The following is an 18,401-nucleotide window of genomic DNA, read 5'->3' as shown; positions in this document are numbered from 1 at the left end:
GGGAAAGCCCCCGGAACCTCCGCGCTCCATCATCGGATGCATGAGCTCCACCCTCGATGCGCCGACCTCGCCGACGGATCGTCGGATCGGGGCGGTGCGCACGGTGTGCTCGTACTGCGGCGTCGGCTGCGGTCTGCGCGTCTCGGCCGGCGATGAGGGGGAGGGTCCCCGCAGCGTCGTCTCGGTGACCGGCGACCGGGAGCACCCCACCAACGGCGGGCGCGTGTGCACCAAGGGCGCCACCCACGCCGACCTCATGCGGGCGCCCGGGCGCATGACGACGGCGCACGTGCGGCCCTCGCGCGGCGAGGCGCCGGTGCCGACGCCGATGGCGGATGCCGTGGCGGAGGCCGGCCGGAGGCTCCGCGCCATCGTGGACGAGCACGGCCCCGACTCCGTGGCGGTCTACGTCTCGGGCCAGATGACGATGGAGGCGCAGTACCTCTCGAACAAGCTGGTGAAGGGCTACATCGGCGGGCTGCACATCGAGTCCAACTCGCGGCTGTGCATGGCCTCGGCAGGCACCGGCTACAAGCAGTCCCTGGGGGCGGACGGACCGCCCGGGTCGTACGAGGACTTCGACCTCGCCGATCTGTTCCTGGTCATCGGCTCCAACGCCGCCGACTGCCACCCGATCCTGTTTTTGCGGATGGCCGACCGGCTGAAGCAGGGCGCGCGGCTCATCGTCGTGGACCCGCGGCGCACCGCGACGGCCGATCGCGCCGACCTCTTCCTGCAGATCGCCCCCGGGACCGATCTGGCGCTGCTCAACGGTCTGCTGCACCTGCTGGTGGACGCCGGCGCCATCGACGAGGAGTTCATCGCCTCGCACACCGAGGGCTGGGAGGAGATGCCCGCCTTCCTCGCCGACTACAGCCCGGAACGGGTCGCCCGGGTCACGGGCCTGGCCGAGGAGGACATCCGCACCGCCGCGCGGTGGATCGCCGAAGCGGGGGAGTGGATGACTCTGTGGACGATGGGACTGAACCAGTCCACCCACGGCACCTGGCACACCAACGCCATCTGCAACCTGCACCTGGCGACCGGTGCGATCTGCCGCCCGGGCAGCGGGCCGTTCTCGCTCACCGGGCAGCCCAACGCCATGGGCGGCCGGGAGATGGGCTACATGGGCCCGGGACTGCCGGGGCAGCGCGCGGTCTTCAGCGCCGTGGACCGGGCTTTCACCGAGCAGGTGTGGGGGATCGCGCCGGGGACCATCCGTGCCGAGGCGGGGCCCGGCACGATCGACATGTACCGCGGCCTCGCCGAGGGGGCGATCAAGGCCGCGTGGATCATCTGCACGAACCCCGTGGCGTCGGTGGCCAACCGCCGCACGGTGATCGAGGGCCTGGAGGCCGCCGAACTGGTGATCGTGCAGGACGTCTACACCGACACCGCCACCAACGCGTACGCCGACATCCTGCTGCCGGCGACCCTGTGGGTCGAAGCGGACGGCGTCACCGTCAGCAGCGACCGCACCCTCACCCTCGTGCAGCAGGTCGCCGACCCACCGGGCGAGGCGGAGCCGGACTGGCGCACCATCTGCCGCATCGCCCAGGCCATGGGGTTCGCCGACGGCTTCGACTACTCCACGAGCGAGGAGGTCTTCGACGAGATCCGCCGGTTCTGGAACCCGCAGACGGGGTGGGACGTGCGCGGGGTCGACTACGCGCGCCTGCGCCGCGGCCCCGTCCAGTGGCCGGCGCCACCGGGCGACGCCGCCGACCGGCATCCGGTGCGCTATCTGAACGACGGGGTCAGCCAGACCCTGCACACGGATGCCGACGGCCACCGTCCGCGGCTGGCGTTCGCCACGGCGTCCCGGCGGGCGCAGTTCCTCGCCCGTCCTCACCTGCCCCCGGCGGAGCTGCCGGACGACGCCTACCCGTTCGTGTTCAACACCGGGCGGCTGCAGCACCAGTGGCACACGATGACGAAGACCGGCCGGGTGCCCAAGCTCCTCAAGCTCAACCCGTCACCCTTCGTGGAGCTGCATCCCGACGACGCCGAGGCGCACGGGATCACCGCGGGGGACCTGGTCGAGGTGTCCTCGCGCCGTGGTCGCGTCGTGCTGCCCGCCGTCCTCACCGACCGCGTGCGTCCCGGCGGGCTGTTCGCCCCGTTCCACTGGAACGACGAGCACGGCGAGCACGTCACGGTCAACTCCCTCACCAGCGACGCCGTCGACCCCGCGTCGCTGCAGCCGGAGCTGAAGTACGCCGCGGTGGCGATCCGGCGGGTCGGGCCGGCGCCCGAGGCGGCGTCCGGCCGCCCGGCAGAGTGGGCGGTGCCCGCCCTCGCCGCGCCCCCGGCGCTCACCCCTGCCGAGAGCGAGTACCTCGGGGGGTTCTTCGCCGCGCTCGAGACCGCGGTCATCGAGCCGGGCACCGTGCCGGTGCTCCCCGCTTCCGCGCCCGTCGACGACGCGGTGCGCCGGTGGTTCGACGGGATGCTGGCGGGTGCCCACGCGCGGGCGCAGGCGCCGTCGGTACCCCCCGGCGGGGACGCGGTCATGGTCCTGTGGGGGTCACAAACCGGCAATGCCGAGGAGTTCGCCCAGCGGTGCGTCGCGGCGCTCGCCCAGCGGCAGATCGCGGCGCGCGCGGTCGACATGGCGGCCGTGACGATGCCGGAGCTCGCCGGTGCCGGCGACCTGCTGGTCGTCACGTCAACCTTCGGCGACGGCGGACCGCCCGACAACGCCGCCGGGCTGTGGCAGGAGCTGCAGGCCGCGGAGGCCCCCGCCCTGGACGGCGTCCGCTTCGCCGTGCTGGCGATGGGGGATTCCAATTACGACGACTTCTGCGGGCACGGGCGCGCCATGGACGAGCGGCTGGCGGCGCTCGGGGCGACACCCCTCCTGCCGCGCGTGGACTGCGAGCCCGACTTCGAGATGCGCGCGGTCAGGTGGCTCGACGATGTCCTGCGCGCTCTCGGCGCCGCTGAGGCCGTCGGTGCGGCACCGGCTCCCGCGCAGGCTACGCGCCTGTTCACCCGCGCCAATCCCGTCCACGCGCCCCTGGTCACCAATGTGCTGCTGAGCGGCGCCGGATCGCAGAAAGAGGTGCGGCAGTTCGGTTTCGACCTGTCCGACTGGCACGTCGGCTACGAAGCGGGGGACGCGCTCGGGGTCGTGTGCGAGAACCGTGCATCCCTCGTGGCCGAGTGGCTCGATGCCACGGGCCTCGCCGCCCGCACCGTCGTCGAGGTGGACGGCCAGGAGCGCATGCTCGGCGAGGCCCTGCGGGCGCGCCTGGACATCGCCAGGATCACGCCCGACCTGCTGCGCTTCGTCGCCGACCGCACGGCGGACTCGGCGCTGTCGGGACTGCTGCGCCGCGAGAACAAGGGCCGCCTCGAGCAGTACCTGTGGGGCATGCAGGGCGTCGACGTCCTGCAGGCGTTCCCCGTCGCCGCCGACCCCCAGGAATGGGTCGACGTGCTCGGCCGCCTGCAGCCCCGCCAGTACTCGATCTCGTCCAGCCCGAAGACGTCCCCCGACGAGGTGCAGCTGACCGTGTCGGTCGTCCGCTTCCGCACCGAGACGGGCCGGGAGCGCGGCGGCGTCTGCTCGAGCTTCCTCGCCGACCAGCCCGACGGCCGCACCCCCCTCTACCTGCAGCGCTCGCCCCACTTCCGCCCGCCCGCCGACCCGGACGCGCCGATGATCATGATCGGGCCGGGCACGGGCGTCGCCCCGTTCCGCGGGTTCCTGCATGACCGCCGCGCGGACGGTCACTCCGGACGCAACTGGCTCTTCTTCGGCGAGCAGCACGAGGCGAGCGACTTCTACTACCGCGACGAGCTGACGGGCATGCACGCCGACGGCTTCCTCACGCGGCTGGACGTGGCGTTCTCGCGCGACCAGCGGCAGAAGATCTACGTCCAGGACCGCATGGTCGAGCACGGCGCCGAACTGTGGCGATGGCTGCAGGACGGCTCGCACGTGTACGTCTGCGGCGACGCCGCACGCATGGCGCCGGACGTCGACGAGGCGCTGCGCACCATCGTGCAGCGCCATGGCGGGATGCCGGCGGACGCCGCCGCCGAGTATGTGCGCGCGCTCGCCGCCGACAAGCGCTACGTGCGCGACATCTACTGATCGCATCGTTCGACGCGGTCGCCCGCACGCTGCCCCGCCGGGGACGACGAAGCGGGCCGCGCCCTGAGGCGCGACCCGCTTCGTCGTGGGACTCAGATGCGGTGGCGTCCCAGCCCGGCGCGCGGGACGACGTAGACCACGAGGGTCAGCACCGCCAGGAGCAGGTACGCCCCGACGAAGCCGAAGAACGCCGGCGTGTAGCTGCCCGAAGCCAGCTGCGAGGCGTTGAGGACCTGCGGGATCACGAACCCGCCGTAGGCGCCGATCGCGCTGATGAGCCCGAGGGCGGCTGCGGACTTGCGCTGCACGGCGCCGGCCTCGGGGGACCCGGGGACGATGCCGCGGGCCGCCGCACGCCCGGCGAAGATGCTCGGGATCATGCGGTAGGTCGAGCCGTTTCCGGCGCCCGTGGCGGCGAACAGCAGCAGGAAGCAGCCGAGGAAGGCCCAGAAGCTCTGCAGCGACAGCATCCAGATGAGCGCCGCCGCCCCCAGCGCCATCACGCCGAAGGTCACGACGGTCACGCGCGCGCCGCCGAAGCGGTCGGCGAGACGCCCGCCGAAGGGCCTGACGACCGAGCCGATCAGAGCGCCGAGGAACGCCAGCGAGATCGCCGCCTGGCCCACCTGGAAGGTGGTGAACTCGGGGAACTGGTCGGCGATCAGCTTCGGGAAGACGCTGGCGAAGCCGATGAACGACCCGAAGGTGCCGATGTACAGCAGCGCCATCAGCCACAGGTGGGGCTCGCGCAGGGCTGCCGCCGAGCCGGCGAAGTCCGCCTTCGCCGAGGACAGGTTGTCCATGTACTTCCACGCGCCCCAGATCGCCACGAGGATCAGCGGGATCCACATCCAGCCGGCGAGGGCGATGTTCAGCGTCGCCCCGGCGCCGATCGTCACGGCGACCGGGACGGCGAACTGCGCCACCGAGGTGCCGAGGTTGCCGCCGGCGGCGTTGAGCCCGAGGGCCCAGCCCTTCTCCTTCTGCGGGAAGAAGTAGGTGATGTTCGCCATGGAGCTTGCGAAGTTGCCGCCGCCGACGCCGCCGAGGGCGGCGACCAGCAGCAGCACGCCGAACGGCGTCTCGGGGTTGGACACCACGATCCCCAGCAGCACGGCGGGGATCAGCAGCAGCGCCGCCGAGACGATGGTCCAGTTGCGACCGCCGAAGACGGCGACCATGAACGTGTACGGGAAGCGCAGCGTCGCCCCGACGAGGCTCGGCAGCGAGATGAGCCAGAACAGCTCGGAGCTTGTGAGGGTGAAGCCGGCCGCGGGCAGCATCACCACGACGATGCTCCACAGCTGCCACACGATGAAGCCGAGGAACTCGGCGAAGATCGACCAGCGGAGGTTCCGGTGGGCGACGGCGCGGCCTTCGGACGCCCAGAACTTCGCGTCCTCGGGGTCCCAGCCGTCGATCCAGCGGCCCGGGCGATGGGTGAGGGCGACCGCGGATGCGGCCGCGGGAGTTGCAGCACCCGTCTGGGACGGGGTGACGGTGGTGGTCATGGCTCCTCCTGGGTGAGAGTGTGCCCTCACCGTATGAAGAGCGTGTTTCCGCACCGACCCCCGGGGGGTTACTTCTCGATCACCGTCGGATCACGCCCACCCCGCCCGGTCGTTAGTGCCCTGTCACGCGCCGGAAACATGCCCGGGCGGTCCTTAGACTCGAGGGCATGCGCATCGACATCGTCACGATCTTCCCGGCGTTCTTCGATGTGCTCGACGTCTCGCTCATCGGCAAGGCGCGGGACCGCGGCATCCTGGATCTGCGCGTGCACGACCTGCGCGACTTCACCCACGACCGCCACCGCACGGTCGACGACACCCCCTACGGCGGCGGAGCCGGCATGGTGATGAAGCCCGAGCCGTGGGGCGAGGCGCTGGACGGCATCGTCGACGACGGCTCGGTGCTGATCGTGCCGTCGCCGGCGGGGGAGCTGTTCACGCAGGCGATGGCACGGGAGCTCGCCGCCGAGGACCACGCGATCTTCGCGTGCGGCCGGTACGAGGGCATCGATCAGCGCGTGGTCGATCACTACGCTGAGCAGGGGCGGGTCCGGCTGGTGAGCCTGGGCGACTACGTCCTCAACGGCGGCGAGGTCGCGGCGATGGCGATGATCGAGGCCGTGTCGCGGCTGGTGCCCGGCGTCGTGGGCAACCCCGACAGCCTCGTCGAGGAGTCGCACGAGGACGGGTTGCTGGAGTACCCCAGCTACACCAAGCCGGCCCAGTGGCGGGGGCGCGAGGTGCCGCCGGTGCTGCTCAGCGGCAATCACGGCGCGATCGCGGCGTGGCGGCGGGAGCAGAGCATCGAGCGGACCCGGCGCGTCCGACCCGACCTCATCCCCTGACGCGGCGGCGCGAGCACTCCCGGGCGCGGCCGGTCAGTCGGGGTCGAGCACGTCCAGCCGGTAGCCGCGCTTGACCACGGTCTTGATGAGGTCCGGCGTGCCGATCGCCTCACGCAGGCGCGCGACGGCCATCTCGACGGCGTGGGTGTTGGTGCCCGACCGGGGGAGGGCGCCCTGCAGCCGGCCGCGTGAGACGACGCCGCCGCCGGCGTCGAAGAGGGCGGCCACGACATCGGCGCCGGTCCGCGAGAGCGGGATGTGGATGCCGTCCAGCACCACCCCGCTGCTTCGCAGCTCCAGTCGTCCGGCCGACGTGTCCAGGTGCGGGGCGTGTCCGCCGCCGAAGTGCGTCACCACCCCGCGCACGAGCGATCCGAGGCGTCCGCGCTCGGCGACGAGGGGGACGATTCCGGCCTGCTCGAGCGGTCCCGCGGTGATGGGCCCCACCGCCGCCAGCAGCAGCCGGCCGTTCGCGGCCCGCTCGACGATCGCCTCGAGGACGCCTTCGCGCCGCGCGGCCGCGAGCCATTCGGCCGTTCCCGGCGCCGACGTGAAGAGCACCGCGTCCACCTCGCCGGCCGCGGTGGCCACCACGGAACGGACGACGGTGTCGGGGTCCGCCGGCGGCCCCCAGCGGTACACCGTGAGGCTCACGACGTCGGCGCCGTGCGCGGCGAACAGCTCGTCCAGCCCGTCCGCGCCGGAACCGTGATGCTGCACCGCGACGCGTCGACCGGCCAGGCCCTCGGCGACGAGGAAGTCGCCGAGCTCGGCGGAGGTCTCGGACTCGGCCACCCAGTCGGCCGTGAGCCCCACCTGCTGGATGGCGCCGCGCGCCTTGGGGCCGCGCGCGACGATCTGCGCGCCGCTCATCGCCGCGTGCAGGTCGTCGAGCAGACCGGCCTCCTCGGCCGCCTCCATCCAGCCGCGGAAGCCCACTCCGGTCGTGGCGACGACGACGTCAGGGGGGTGGGCGATGAGTTCGCGGGTGGCGTCGAGGAGGGCTTCGTCGTCGATGTGCGGCACGATCGTGAGGGCGGGGGCGTGCCGCACGACGGCGCCGTGGCGCTCGAGCGCGGCGGCGAGCTCGCCCGACCGGCGGTCGACGGCGATGACGACGGTGCAGCCGTCGAGGGCCGCCGACAGCGGACGGCGGGGTGGGGCGGTGGAGCTCATCACCGGGACGCGTCACCTGCCAGTGCGAGGGCGGGCAGCAGCAGGCCCTCGCGCGCCACGTCGCCGATCACGATGACGGCGGGGTTGCTCACCCCGGCCGCGGTCGCGGCCGCGACGGCGCCGGCGAGGGTCGTCCGGGTGGTCCGCTGCGAGGCGGTGTGGCCGCGCTCGACGATGGCGACCGGCTGATCGGCGGGCGCCCCGGCGCCGAGGGCGGCCGCGACCAGGCGCGGTAGGGCCGCCACCCCCATGAGGACGACGGTGGTGACCGCCGGATCGGCCAGGGCGGCGAGCGTGGCGGGTGAGGCCTCCTCGGCCTGGCCGTTGACGACGTGCAGGCTCGCCGCGGTTCCGCGATGCGTGACGGGGATGCCGGCGGACTGCGGGACCGAGACGATGCTGGTGAGCCCGGGCACCACTTCGACGGCGACGCCCGCTGCCACGCACGCGGCCACCTCTTCGCCGCCGCGTCCGAAGACGAAGGGGTCGCCGCCCTTGAGCCGCACGACCCGCTTGCCGGCCAGCGCGTGCGCCACCAGCATCCGGTTGATCTCCTCCTGGGGCACGGTGTGCCGGCCCGGCTGCTTGCCGACGTCGATCACCTCGACCTCGGGGTCGAGCTCGGCCAGCGCGCCGGTCGGTCCCAGGCGGTCGGCGACGACGACGTCGGCCTCGGCCAGCAGCCGGCGGCCGCGCACCGTCATGAGATCCACGGGGCCGGGGCCGCCGCCCACGAGGTCCACGCGGCCGGGGCCGCCGCCCCGCCGCCGGCGCACGGGCAGCCGGCCGGCATGCAGCAGTGTCGCAACGGCGTCGCGCACCGTCGCCGCGCGTCGCGGATCCACACCGGCATCCGAGACGACGCCGACCACGACGTCGCCCGAGCGGGTCTCGGCGGCGAGCCTCGCCGAGCCGTGCCCGCCGTCCGAGGCGTTGACGCACAGGATCCGCCGGCGCTCGCACCGCGCCGCCACGCCCGCATCGGTGCGCGCGTCGCCGGTGGCGGTGTGCACGAGCCAGGCGGCGGCGAGGTCGCGCGGGCGCACCGCGCGCCGGGTCCACGGCAGCCGGTGGGCGAGGATGAGCTCACGCACCTCGGGCACGACGTCGGGGGCGACCACGCGCACGCGTGCACCGTCGGCGACGAAGCGCCGAAGCCGACGGGCCGTGACCGGACCGCCGCCCACCATGACCACCTCGCGGCCGGCGAGGGACACACCGAGCATCGTCGTCATGCGCCCGCCTCCCGACGGATGAGCACGTCGCCGTCCGCGAGGGCGACCGGCCATGTGCGCAGCGCAACCGGGTCCTTCCCCTGCGCGTCCAGGCACGTGCCCGTACGCAGGTCGAACACCTGCTTGTACATCGGCGAGGCCACCGTGGGGGCACCCTGCCGCGTGCCCACGATGCCGCGGGAGATGACGTGGGCGCCGCTGTAGGGGTCCTGGTTCGCCACCGCGTGCACGCGGCCGTCGGCCAGCAGGAAGAGGGCGACCTGGATGTCGCCGAGGAGGGCCGCGCGGCCGCGCTCGACCTCGAGGTCGGTCACGGCGCAGATCCGCACCCATTCGGTCCGCGCGGTGGACGCGCGGGCGGGCGTGGCGTCGGTCAGGGTCATCGGCGCACCTCCAGGGTGGTTCCGGCGATGAGCACGCGGCCGTCGGCGCGCTCGCTCTCGGTGGCGGGGCGGGCCTGACCGCGCTCGGCGGTGTAGGCCAGCGAAGGGTCGGGCGTGGTGGGGGCGTTGACGAACGAGGCGAACCGGCGGAGCTTGTCAGGGTCCTCGAGGGTGGCCTTCCACTCGTCCTCGTACGAGTCGATGTGCGCGGCCATCGCGGCGTCCAGGTCCGCGCAGATCCCGAGGCTGTCCTCGAAGATCACCTCGCGCAGTCCGTCGACGCCGCCCTCGAGCTCTTCGAACCACGGGGCGGTGCGCTGCAGCCGGTCTGCGGTGAAGATGTAGTACATCAGGAAGCGGTCGATCGCGGTGAGCAGCTCTGCATCGCTCAGACCCTCGGCCAGCAGCACCGCGTGGCGCGGGGTGAAGCCGCCGTTGCCGCCGACGTACATGTTCCACCCGGCCTCGGTGGCGATGACGCCGACGTCCTTGCCGCGCGCCTCGGCGCACTCCCGCGCGCAGCCCGACACCCCGAGCTTGAGCTTGTGCGGGGAGCGAAGCCCCCGGTAGCGCAGTTCCAGCTCGACGGCCATGCCCACCGAGTCCTGCACCCCGTAGCGGCACCACGTCGATCCGACGCACGACTTCACCGTGCGCAGCGACTTGCCGTAGGCGTGGCCGGACTCGAAGCCGGCATCCACGAGCCTCTTCCAGATGTCGGGGAGCTGCTCGAGACGGGCGCCGAAGAGATCGATGCGCTGCCCGCCGGTGATCTTCGTGTAGAGGCCGAAGTCCTGGGCGACCTGACCGATCACCACGAGCTTCTCGGGGGTGATCTCGCCGCCGGGGATGCGCGGGACGACGGAGTAGCTGCCGTCCTTCTGCAGGTTGGCCATCACGTGGTCGTTGGTGTCCTGCAGGGTGGCGTTCTCGCCCTCGAGCACGTGCCCGCGCACGAGCGTGGCGAGGATGCTGGCGAGCGCGGGCTTGCAGACGTCGCATCCCCGGCCGCTGCCGAAGCGGCCGATCACGGCGCTGAACGTCGTCAGGCCCGAGACGCGGACGGCGTCGAAGAGCTGCCGGCGCGACATCTCGAAGTGCTCGCACATCGCGCTGCTCACCGTCGCGCCGAGCCGCGTCAGCTCGGCCCCGACGATCTTCTTGACGCTCGTCAGGCACGATCCGCACGCGGCGCCCGCCTTCGTGCACGCCTTGACCGCCGCCACGTCGGTGCAGCCGCCCTCGTGGACCGCCTCGCGGATGGTCCCGGCCGTGACGGAGTTGCACGAGCACACCAGCGCGGCATCCGGGAGATCGCCGGTGGGCGCCGCGGTGCCCTCGGGCATCAGGTAGCCGGCCGGATCCGCGCCCAGGGCTCCGCCGACCAGCGGGCGAAGGGACCCGTACGCCGACGCGTCGCCGACGAGGATGCCCCCCAGCAGCGTCTTGGCATCGTCCGAGAGGACCAGCTTCTTGTACACCCCCGCCACCGGATCGGCGTAGACCACGTCCAGGGCGCCCGGCGTCTCGGCGAACGCGTCGCCGAAGCTCGCCACGTCCACGCCGCTCAGCTTGAGCTTGGTCGACAGGTCGTACCCCGGAAACGACGCGTCGCCCCCGAGCAGCCGGGTCGCCGCGACCTCGGCCATCGCGTAGCCGGGGGCGACGAGCCCGACGCACGCGCCGTCGAAATTGGCGACCTCGCCGACGGCGAGGATGCGGGGATCCGACGTCCGGCACTGCGGGTCGATGAGCACGCCGCCGCGGGGGTGGACGTCCAGCCCTGCGGTGCGGGCGAGCTCGTCGCGGGGACGGACACCGACGGTGAAGACGACGACGTCCGTGTTCTCGTACGTCCCGTCGCGGAACTCCAGCCCCGCGACCTGGCCCGTGCGGTCGGGGTCCAGACGCGTCGTGACGGACTCCGTGCGCACCCCGATGCCGCGCTGCTGGATCAGGCGCCGCAGCGCGTCGCCCGCCGGCCGGTCCAGCTGCGCGCTCATGAGGCGGTCCGAGGACTGCACCACCGTGCACGAGACGTCCAGGCCCTGGAGGGCCCCGGCGGCCTCGAGTCCGAGCAGACCGCCGCCGATGACGGTGCCGGTCAGCGGGCGGCCGAGCTCGGCGCTGCGGCGGGCGACGAAGTCCCGGAGGGCCTCGACGTCGTCCAGCGTGCGGTAGACGAAGCATCCCGGCAGGTCGAATCCGTCGACGGCGAGGCGCGCGGCGTACGACCCGGTGGCGAGCACCAGGTGGTCGTAGTCGACGCGCCCGCCGGCGCGCGTGATCGCCTGCCGGGCCTCGCGGTCGACGCGGACGACGGGGTCGCCGGTGACGACCTGGACCCGCGGATCGTCCAGGATCGCGGTGTCGAGGGTCAGGTCCTCGGCCGAGGCGCCGCCGAAGAACCCGGTGAGGCCGACGCGATCGTAGGGGAGGCGCCGCTCCTCGCCGATCAGCGTGATCCGCCACGAGTCGTCGGCGCGCGAGAGCAGGCTCTCGACGAAACGGTGGGCGACCATCCCGGCGCCGACGACCGCGATGCGGTGGGCGGGCGCGGGGGTGGAGCTCATGGCGTCACCGTACGCGGCGGGTGTTGCGGCGAGGTCAGCGCCGTGTTTCGAGTTCTTGACGACGCGGGTGCGGGGTGCTGCCTCGGTCATGGGGATCTCCAGTTCGGCTCGCGGACGGTCGTGGGCGGCCACGTTACGAGCGCGGTGTTTTCTCTCCTGGCACGCGCGATTACCCCCAACGAACGTTTCGCTCACGGCCGCCTATAGCACGAAGTGAGATCCCGCCCGTTCGCCGTCCGCGCCCGATACTGTGAGGACGTTCCGCTGACTTGGAGGCTGCATGCAGACCTGGCCCGGTTCCGCCTACCCCCTGGGTGCGACGTTCGACGGCAACGGCACCAACTTCGCCCTCTTCAGCGAGGGCGCCGAGCGCGTGGAGCTCTGCCTGTTCGGCGACCGGGGCAAGGAGACCCGCGTCGAGCTGCGCGACGTCGACGCGTTCGTGTGGCACGTCTACCTGCCCAATGTCGGTCCCGGTCAGCGCTACGGGTATCGCGTGCACGGCGCGTGGGACCCCGAGAACGGCCAGCGCTTCAACGCCAACAAGCTGCTGCTCGACCCGTACGCCAAAGCAGTCGAGGGTCAGGTGGCGTGGGGGCAGTCGGTGTTCGGCTACGACTTCGGCGACCCCGACTCGCGCAACGACGACGACTCCGCGGCCGCCATGATGAAGGGGGTCGTGGTCAATCCGTTCTTCGACTGGGCGGGGGACCGCCAGCCGAAGACCCCCTACGCCGAGACCTTCATCTACGAGGCGCACGTGAAGGGGATGACCAAGCTCCACCCCCTCATCCCCGAAGAGCTGCGCGGCACCTACAGCGGGATCGCCCATCCCGCGGTCATCGACCACCTGAAAAAGCTGGGCGTCACGGCCCTGGAGCTCATGCCGGTGCACCAGTTCGTCAACGACTCGACGCTGCAGGAGAAGGGGCTGTCCAACTACTGGGGCTACAACACCACCGCCTTCTTCGCGCCGCAGAACACCTACGCCTCCACCGGGCAGCGCGGTCAGCAGGTGCAGGAGTTCAAGGGCATGGTCAAGGCCCTGCACGCCGCCGGCATCGAGGTCATCCTCGACGTGGTCTACAACCACACCGCCGAGGGCAACCACCTGGGGCCGATGCTGTCGATGCGCGGCATCGACAACGCCGCGTACTACCGCCTCGAAGACAGCGACCGCCGCTACTACACCGACTACACCGGCACCGGGAACAGCCTGAACGTCGGCAATCCGCACGCGCTGCAGCTGATCATGGACTCGCTGCGCTACTGGGTCCTCGAGATGCACGTGGACGGCTTCCGCTTCGACCTCGCCTCGACCCTCGCGCGGGAGTTCTACGACGTCGACCGGCTGGCCACCTTCTTCGAGCTGGTCCAGCAGGATCCGGTGGTCTCCCAGGTCAAGCTCATCGCCGAGCCCTGGGACGTCGGCCCGGGCGGCTACCAGGTCGGCAACTTCCCCCCGCAGTGGACGGAGTGGAACGGGAAGTACCGCGACACCGTGCGCGACTTCTGGCGCGGCGAGCCGCAGGCGCTGGGCGAGTTCGCCTCACGTCTGACCGGGTCCGCCGACCTCTACGAGCATTCCGGACGCCGGCCCGTGGCATCCATCAACTTCGTCACCGCCCATGACGGCTTCACGCTGCGCGACCTGGTGTCGTACAACGACAAGCACAACGACGCCAACGGCGAGGACAACAACGACGGCGAATCCCACAACCGCTCGTACAACCACGGCGTCGAGGGCCCGACCGACGACGCCGCCGTCCTCACCCTGCGTGCCCGCCAGCAGCGCAACTTCATCGCCACGCTGCTGCTGTCGCAAGGCGTGCCGATGCTGTCGCACGGCGACGAGCTGGGGCGCACCCAGCAGGGCAACAACAACGGCTACGCGCAGGACAACGAGCTCACGTGGGTGAACTGGGAGTCGGTGGACCAGCCGCTGCTGGAGTTCACCGCCGCCGTCGCGCGCCTGCGCCGCGACCACCCGACGTTCCGGCGCAGCCGGTTCTTCAACGGCCGGCCCGTCCGCCGGGAAGAGGGGGCTCCGGTGCCCGACATCGTGTGGCTGCGCCCCGACGGCTCGGTCATGCAGCCCGAGGACTGGGACTCCGGCTTCGGGCGCGCCGTCGGCGTGTTCCTCAACGGCGACGGCATCCGCGAGCGCGATCGCCGAGGCGAGACGCTGTCGGACAAGCACTTCATCGTGCTCTTCAACGCCGGTGACGACGCGGTGGACTTCACGCTTCCCGCGGTGGAGTACTCGCCGAAGTGGGACGTGCTCGTGGACACCGCCGGCCAGCGCGCCGACACCGATCCGGTCGAACCCGGCGAGGCCGTGGTGCTCGAGGCGAAGGCGCTCATGGTGCTCTGCCAGCACGAGCTGCCCGAACCCGACGTCGACCACTCCGTGGCGGCGTCCCTGGTCGCCCTCGCCGACGCCGAGACGATTCCGCAGCACGCCGCCAGCGAGCTGCCCCGCTGACCCGCCCGCTCATCCTGGATCGGAGACCTCGTGCCCGACAGACCCGTATCGACCTACCGGCTGCAGATCCGAGAGAGCTTCGACCTGGATGCCGCGCGCGACCTCGTGCCCTATCTGCGGGATCTGGGCGTGGACTGGGCGTACCTGTCGCCGCTGCTGACGGCGTCGACGGGCTCGGACCACGGCTACGACGTCGTGGACGTCGCGCGCGTCGACCCGGCGCGCGGCGGTCCTGAGGCCCTGGCGCGGTTCGCCGCGGAGGCGAGGGCGGCGGGCCTGGGCATCCTGGTCGACATCGTCCCCAATCACATGGGCGTCGCCGTCCCGCGGCAGAACCCCTGGTGGTGGGATGTGCTGACGCACGGGCGCGACTCGCGCTACGCGGAGGCCTTCGACATCGACTGGGACGTCGCCGGCGGGCGGGTGCGCATCCCGATCCTCGGCGCCCCGCCGGCGGAGGCGCTGGCGGATGTCCGCGTGGATGCCGGCGCCGGCGTCGTGCGCTACTTCGACCACGAGCTGCCGCTGGCCCCCCGATCCCTCGAAGGCGTGGACCCCGAGGATGTCGCCGCCGTGCTCGCGCGACAGAACTGGGAGCTGCTGTTCTGGCGCGACGAGGCGGAGCTGCTGAACTACCGCCGGTTCTTCGCGGTCACCACGCTCGCCGGCGTACGCGTCGAGGTCCCGTGGGTCTTCGACGAGACCCATCGCGAGATCCTGCGCTGGATCGGCGACGGGCACGTGGACGGCCTGCGGGTGGACCACCCCGACGGTCTCGCCGACCCCGGCGCGTACCTGCGCCGGCTGGCGGAGGCCACCGGGGGAGCGTACGTGCTCGTCGAGAAGATCCTCGAGCACAGCGCGACCGATCACCCCGAGCAGCTGCCGGCGTGGTGGTCCACCGACGGCACGACCGGCTACGACGCGATGGCCGAGATCGACCGCGTCCTCATCGACCCTCGCGGCGAGGCGGCGCTGGACCGGCTGGACGAGGAGCTGCGCGGCGCGGCGTCGCCGTCGTGGCCGGACCTCATCCACGAGACCAAGCGCATGATCGCCGACACCATCCAGGTCGCCGAGATCCGCCGGCTCGTCCGGCGGCTGCCCGCGCCGGTCGCGGGCGCCGAGGATGCGCTGGCCGAGATCCTCGCCTGCTACCCGGTGTACCGGTCGTACCTGCCGGCGGGCCAGGCGTATCTCGACGAGGCGCTCGGCGAGGCGCGCCGCAGGCGCCCGGATCTCGCGCGCGCGATCGGGGAGCTGGAGCCTATGCTGCGCGACCCCTCTCTCGAGATCGCCCGCCGGTTCCAGCAGACGACGGGCCCGGTCATGGCCAAGGGCGTCGAGGACACCGCGTTCTACCGGGCCACGCGGCTCGGGACTCTCACCGAGGTGGGCGGCGACCCGTCGGTGTTCGCCCTGGACGTCGAGGGCCTGCACGCGGCGTTCGCCCGCCGCCAGGCGGCCTGGCCGCACGCCCTCACGTCGCTGTCCACGCACGACACCAAACGAGGAGAGGATGTCCGCGCCCGGCTGTCGGTGCTGTCCGAGATCCCCGAGGAGTGGGGCGCCGTGCTGCGGGAGCTCCGGAGCATCGCCTCCACCGGCCACGGCCCCTTCGACTCCCTGCTGTGGCAGGCGATCGTCGGCTCCTGGCCGGCGGACGCCGGCCGCCTGCACGCCTATGCCGAGAAGGCGGCACGCGAGGCGGCCGAGCGCACGGGCTGGTGGGACCCGGACGAGGACTTCGAGCGCGGCATGCACGCGCTCGTGGACTCGGCCTTCGGGCCCGCCCGCCCCGTGATCGAGCGCTTCGTGGCCCGCATCGCGCCCCTGGGCTGGTCGAACTCGCTCACGGCGAAGCTTCTCCAGCTGGCGGGGCCGGGCGTGCCCGACGTCTACCAGGGCTCGGAGCTGTGGGAGACCTCGCTGGTGGACCCGGACAATCGGCGGCGAGTCGACTTCGCCGAGCGGCGTGCGCTGCTGGCGCGCCTGGACGGGGGCTGGCGGCCCGCCGTCGACGCGACCGGTGCCGCGAAGCTCCTGGTGACCTCGCGGACGCTCCGCCTGCGGCGCGAACGCCCGGACGCCTTCGCGCTGTACCGGCCGATGGTCGTCGCCGGCGCCGCGGCCGGTCACGCCGTCGCGTTCGACCGCGGCGGGGTCGTCGCGGTCGGGACCAGGCTGCCGGCCGGACTCGCCGAACGGGGCGGCTGGGGGGACACCGTGCTGCTGCGGCCGGACACCCGCGCGGTGGACGTGCTGACGGGACGAACGGTGACGGGCGCGATCGCGCTCGAGGAGCTGCTGGCGGACTACCCGGTCGCGCTGCTGGTCGCCGAGGACGAGGGGGAGAGATGATCGAGGTGTGGGCACCATCGGCGAGCCGCGTGCGGCTGCGCCGGCCAGGGCACGACGACACCGAGCTGGCGGCGGCCGGCGACGGGATGTGGGCGGCCCCGGTCTCGCTGAGCCCCGGCGACGAGTACGGCTTCGTGCTGGGCGACGGGGATCAGCTGCGTCCCGACCCGCGCTCCCGGCGCCAGCCGCGCGGCGTGCATGACGCGTCGGCGTGGTTCGATCCGGCGCAGTTCGCGTGGACCGACTCCTCCTGGACCGGCCGCCAGCTGGCGGGGGGTCTGGTCTACGAGCTCCACGTGGGCACCTTCACCCCCGGCGGCACGCTGGACTCGGCCATCGAGCGGCTGGACCACCTCGTGGAGCTGGGCGTCACCCACGTCGAGCTGCTTCCGGTGAACGGCTTCAACGGCACGTGGAACTGGGGCTACGACGGCGTGCTCTGGTACACGGTCCACGAGGCCTACGGCGGGCCCGCGGCCTACCAGCGATTCGTGGATGCCGCCCACGCCCGCGGGCTCGCGGTCATCCAGGACGTCGTGTACAACCACCTCGGCCCGAGCGGCAACTACCTGCCGGAGTTCGGTCCCTACCTGCGCTCGGGGGAGCGCAACACGTGGGGCGACTCGGTGAACCTCGACGAGCCGGCCGTGCGCTCCTTCATCGTGGACAACGCCCTGATGTGGCTTCGCGACCACCACGTCGACGGCCTGCGGCTGGATGCCGTGCACGCCCTCGTCGACACCTCGCCGACCCACATCCTGCAGGAGCTCGCGGAGGCCGCCGACGCCCTGTCCGCCCATGTGGGCCGTCCCCTCACCCTCATCGCCGAGTCCGACATGAACGACCCGAAGCTGATCCTTCCGCGGGAGGCCGGCGGCTACGGTCTGACGGCCCAGTGGTCCGACGACTTCCACCACGCGCTGCACGTCGCGGTGACGGGCGAGACGACGGGCTATTACGCCGATTTCGCCGACCCCCGCGCGCTGGGCAAGGTCTGGACGGGCCACTTCTTCCACGACGGCACCTACTCGTCGTTCCGCGGCCGGGACCACGGCTCGCCGGTTCCCTCCGCCGTGCCGTCCTGGCGGATGGTGACCTTCGCGCAGGATCACGACCAGATCGGCAACCGTGCGACCGGGGACCGGCTGTCCCAGAGCCTGCCGTACGGCCGGCTCGCGGTGGCCGCCGTGCTCACCCTGACCGCGCCCGGCACCCCGATGCTGTTCATGGGCGAGGAATGGGGGGCGCGCACGCCCTGGCAGTTCTTCACCTCGCACCCCGAGCCCGAGCTCGGCGCCGCGACCGCCGAAGGCCGCATCGCCGAGTTCGCCCGCATGGGGTGGGACGAATCCGTCGTCCCCGACCCGCAGGACCCCGAGACCTTCCGGCGCTCGCGCCTCGACTGGAGCGAGCCGGAGCGCGCCGAGCACGCGCGGCTGCTGGAGCTTTACCGGGCGCTCGCGCGCCTGCGCCGCGAGCGGCCGGAGCTGACGGATCCACGCGCGGACACGCTGGCCGCCGAGGTTCGGGCCGACCAAGGGGTCGACTCCCGCGTCTTCCGGCTCTCGCGCGGGACGCTGGACGTGCTGGTGAATCTGTCGGGCGAGGACGTCCGGATCCCCTCCGGCGGACGCGTCCTGCTGGCCACCGATCCCGCCGTCGCCCTGGCCGGTTCGGACCTGGTGCTCCCGGCCGAATCGGCGGCGATCGTCGAGGGCGCGCCCTAGCCT

The 18,401-nt window shown here is 72.5% G+C and carries 10 protein-coding genes; 5 read left to right on the top strand and 5 right to left on the bottom strand.

Features of this window, described 5'->3' with window-relative positions; genetic code table 11:
- Window positions 1-40: 40 nt before the first annotated feature.
- Window positions 41-4,102 (top strand): molybdopterin-dependent oxidoreductase, encoded by a 4,062-nt coding sequence (locus tag ACYVF4_RS01840; RefSeq protein WP_460719168.1) that lies wholly within the window; start codon window positions 41-43, stop codon window positions 4,100-4,102.
- Between the two features lie 92 nt (window positions 4,103-4,194).
- Here ACYVF4_RS01840 and ACYVF4_RS01835 read toward each other — a convergent pair whose 3' ends face one another.
- Entirely contained in the window at window positions 4,195-5,613 is a 1,419-nt protein-coding gene (locus tag ACYVF4_RS01835; RefSeq protein ID WP_460719166.1) for an MFS transporter, read from the bottom strand.
- Window positions 5,614-5,780: 167 nt separating this feature from the next.
- Between ACYVF4_RS01835 and trmD the strand changes: the two genes are divergently transcribed.
- Window positions 5,781-6,458, top strand: coding sequence for a tRNA (guanosine(37)-N1)-methyltransferase TrmD (gene trmD / locus ACYVF4_RS01830; RefSeq protein WP_460719164.1), 678 nt, complete (start codon window positions 5,781-5,783; stop codon window positions 6,456-6,458).
- Window positions 6,459-6,491: 33 nt separating this feature from the next.
- Here the strand turns inward: trmD and ACYVF4_RS01825 are convergent, their stop codons facing one another.
- From ACYVF4_RS01825 to nirB, 4 genes are read right to left on the bottom strand one after another with little or no spacing between them, the layout of a single operon-like run.
- Window positions 6,492-7,634, bottom strand: a complete 1,143-nt coding sequence (locus ACYVF4_RS01825; protein ID WP_460719162.1) for a uroporphyrinogen-III synthase — start codon at window positions 7,632-7,634, stop codon at window positions 6,492-6,494.
- Entirely contained in the window at window positions 7,634-8,869 is a 1,236-nt protein-coding gene (gene cobA, locus ACYVF4_RS01820) for a uroporphyrinogen-III C-methyltransferase (RefSeq protein WP_460719161.1), read from the bottom strand. Before cobA ends, ACYVF4_RS01825 begins: the two co-directional genes overlap by 1 nt.
- Window positions 8,866-9,252 (bottom strand): nitrite reductase small subunit NirD, encoded by a 387-nt coding sequence (gene nirD, locus ACYVF4_RS01815; protein WP_460719159.1) that lies wholly within the window; start codon window positions 9,250-9,252, stop codon window positions 8,866-8,868. The genes cobA and nirD overlap by 4 nt, the downstream gene beginning before the upstream one ends.
- Complete coding sequence (nirB, locus tag ACYVF4_RS01810) at window positions 9,249-11,825, bottom strand: nitrite reductase large subunit NirB (RefSeq protein WP_460719157.1); 2,577 nt, start codon at window positions 11,823-11,825, stop codon at window positions 9,249-9,251. The genes nirD and nirB overlap by 4 nt, the downstream gene beginning before the upstream one ends.
- A gap of 280 nt (window positions 11,826-12,105) precedes the next feature.
- Between nirB and glgX the strand changes: the two genes are divergently transcribed.
- Genes glgX through treZ form a run of 3 tightly spaced genes read left to right on the top strand, consistent with a single transcriptional unit; the run spans window position 12,106 to window position 18,398 of the window.
- Entirely contained in the window at window positions 12,106-14,310 is a 2,205-nt protein-coding gene (gene glgX / locus ACYVF4_RS01805; protein ID WP_460719155.1) for a glycogen debranching protein GlgX, read from the top strand.
- A gap of 30 nt (window positions 14,311-14,340) precedes the next feature.
- Entirely contained in the window at window positions 14,341-16,671 is a 2,331-nt protein-coding gene (treY, locus tag ACYVF4_RS01800) for a malto-oligosyltrehalose synthase (RefSeq protein ID WP_460719153.1), read from the top strand.
- Window positions 16,668-18,398 (top strand): malto-oligosyltrehalose trehalohydrolase, encoded by a 1,731-nt coding sequence (gene treZ, locus ACYVF4_RS01795; protein ID WP_460719151.1) that lies wholly within the window; start codon window positions 16,668-16,670, stop codon window positions 18,396-18,398. The genes treY and treZ overlap by 4 nt, the downstream gene beginning before the upstream one ends.
- Window positions 18,399-18,401: the final 3 nt, after the last annotated feature.

The organism is Microbacterium aureliae, from assembly GCF_054780155.1.
The sequence above is the reverse complement of the archived record's forward strand: the minus strand, read 5'-3'. Positions and strand labels throughout refer to the sequence as shown.

Bases quoted from the DNA above. Each gene is read 5' to 3' on its own strand.
- ACYVF4_RS01840 (WP_460719168.1), top strand. From the start codon at position 41: ATGAGCTCCACCCTCGATGCGCCGACCTCGCCGACGGATCGTCGGATC.
- ACYVF4_RS01835 (WP_460719166.1), bottom strand. From the start codon at position 5,613: ATGACCACCACCGTCACCCCGTCCCAGACGGGTGCTGCAACTCCCGCG.
- trmD (WP_460719164.1), top strand. From the start codon at position 5,781: ATGCGCATCGACATCGTCACGATCTTCCCGGCGTTCTTCGATGTGCTC.
- ACYVF4_RS01825 (WP_460719162.1), bottom strand. From the start codon at position 7,634: ATGAGCTCCACCGCCCCACCCCGCCGTCCGCTGTCGGCGGCCCTCGAC.
- cobA (WP_460719161.1), bottom strand. From the start codon at position 8,869: ATGACGACGATGCTCGGTGTGTCCCTCGCCGGCCGCGAGGTGGTCATG.
- nirD (WP_460719159.1), bottom strand. From the start codon at position 9,252: ATGACCCTGACCGACGCCACGCCCGCCCGCGCGTCCACCGCGCGGACC.
- nirB (WP_460719157.1), bottom strand. From the start codon at position 11,825: ATGAGCTCCACCCCCGCGCCCGCCCACCGCATCGCGGTCGTCGGCGCC.
- glgX (WP_460719155.1), top strand. From the start codon at position 12,106: ATGCAGACCTGGCCCGGTTCCGCCTACCCCCTGGGTGCGACGTTCGAC.
- treZ (WP_460719151.1), top strand. From the start codon at position 16,668: ATGATCGAGGTGTGGGCACCATCGGCGAGCCGCGTGCGGCTGCGCCGG.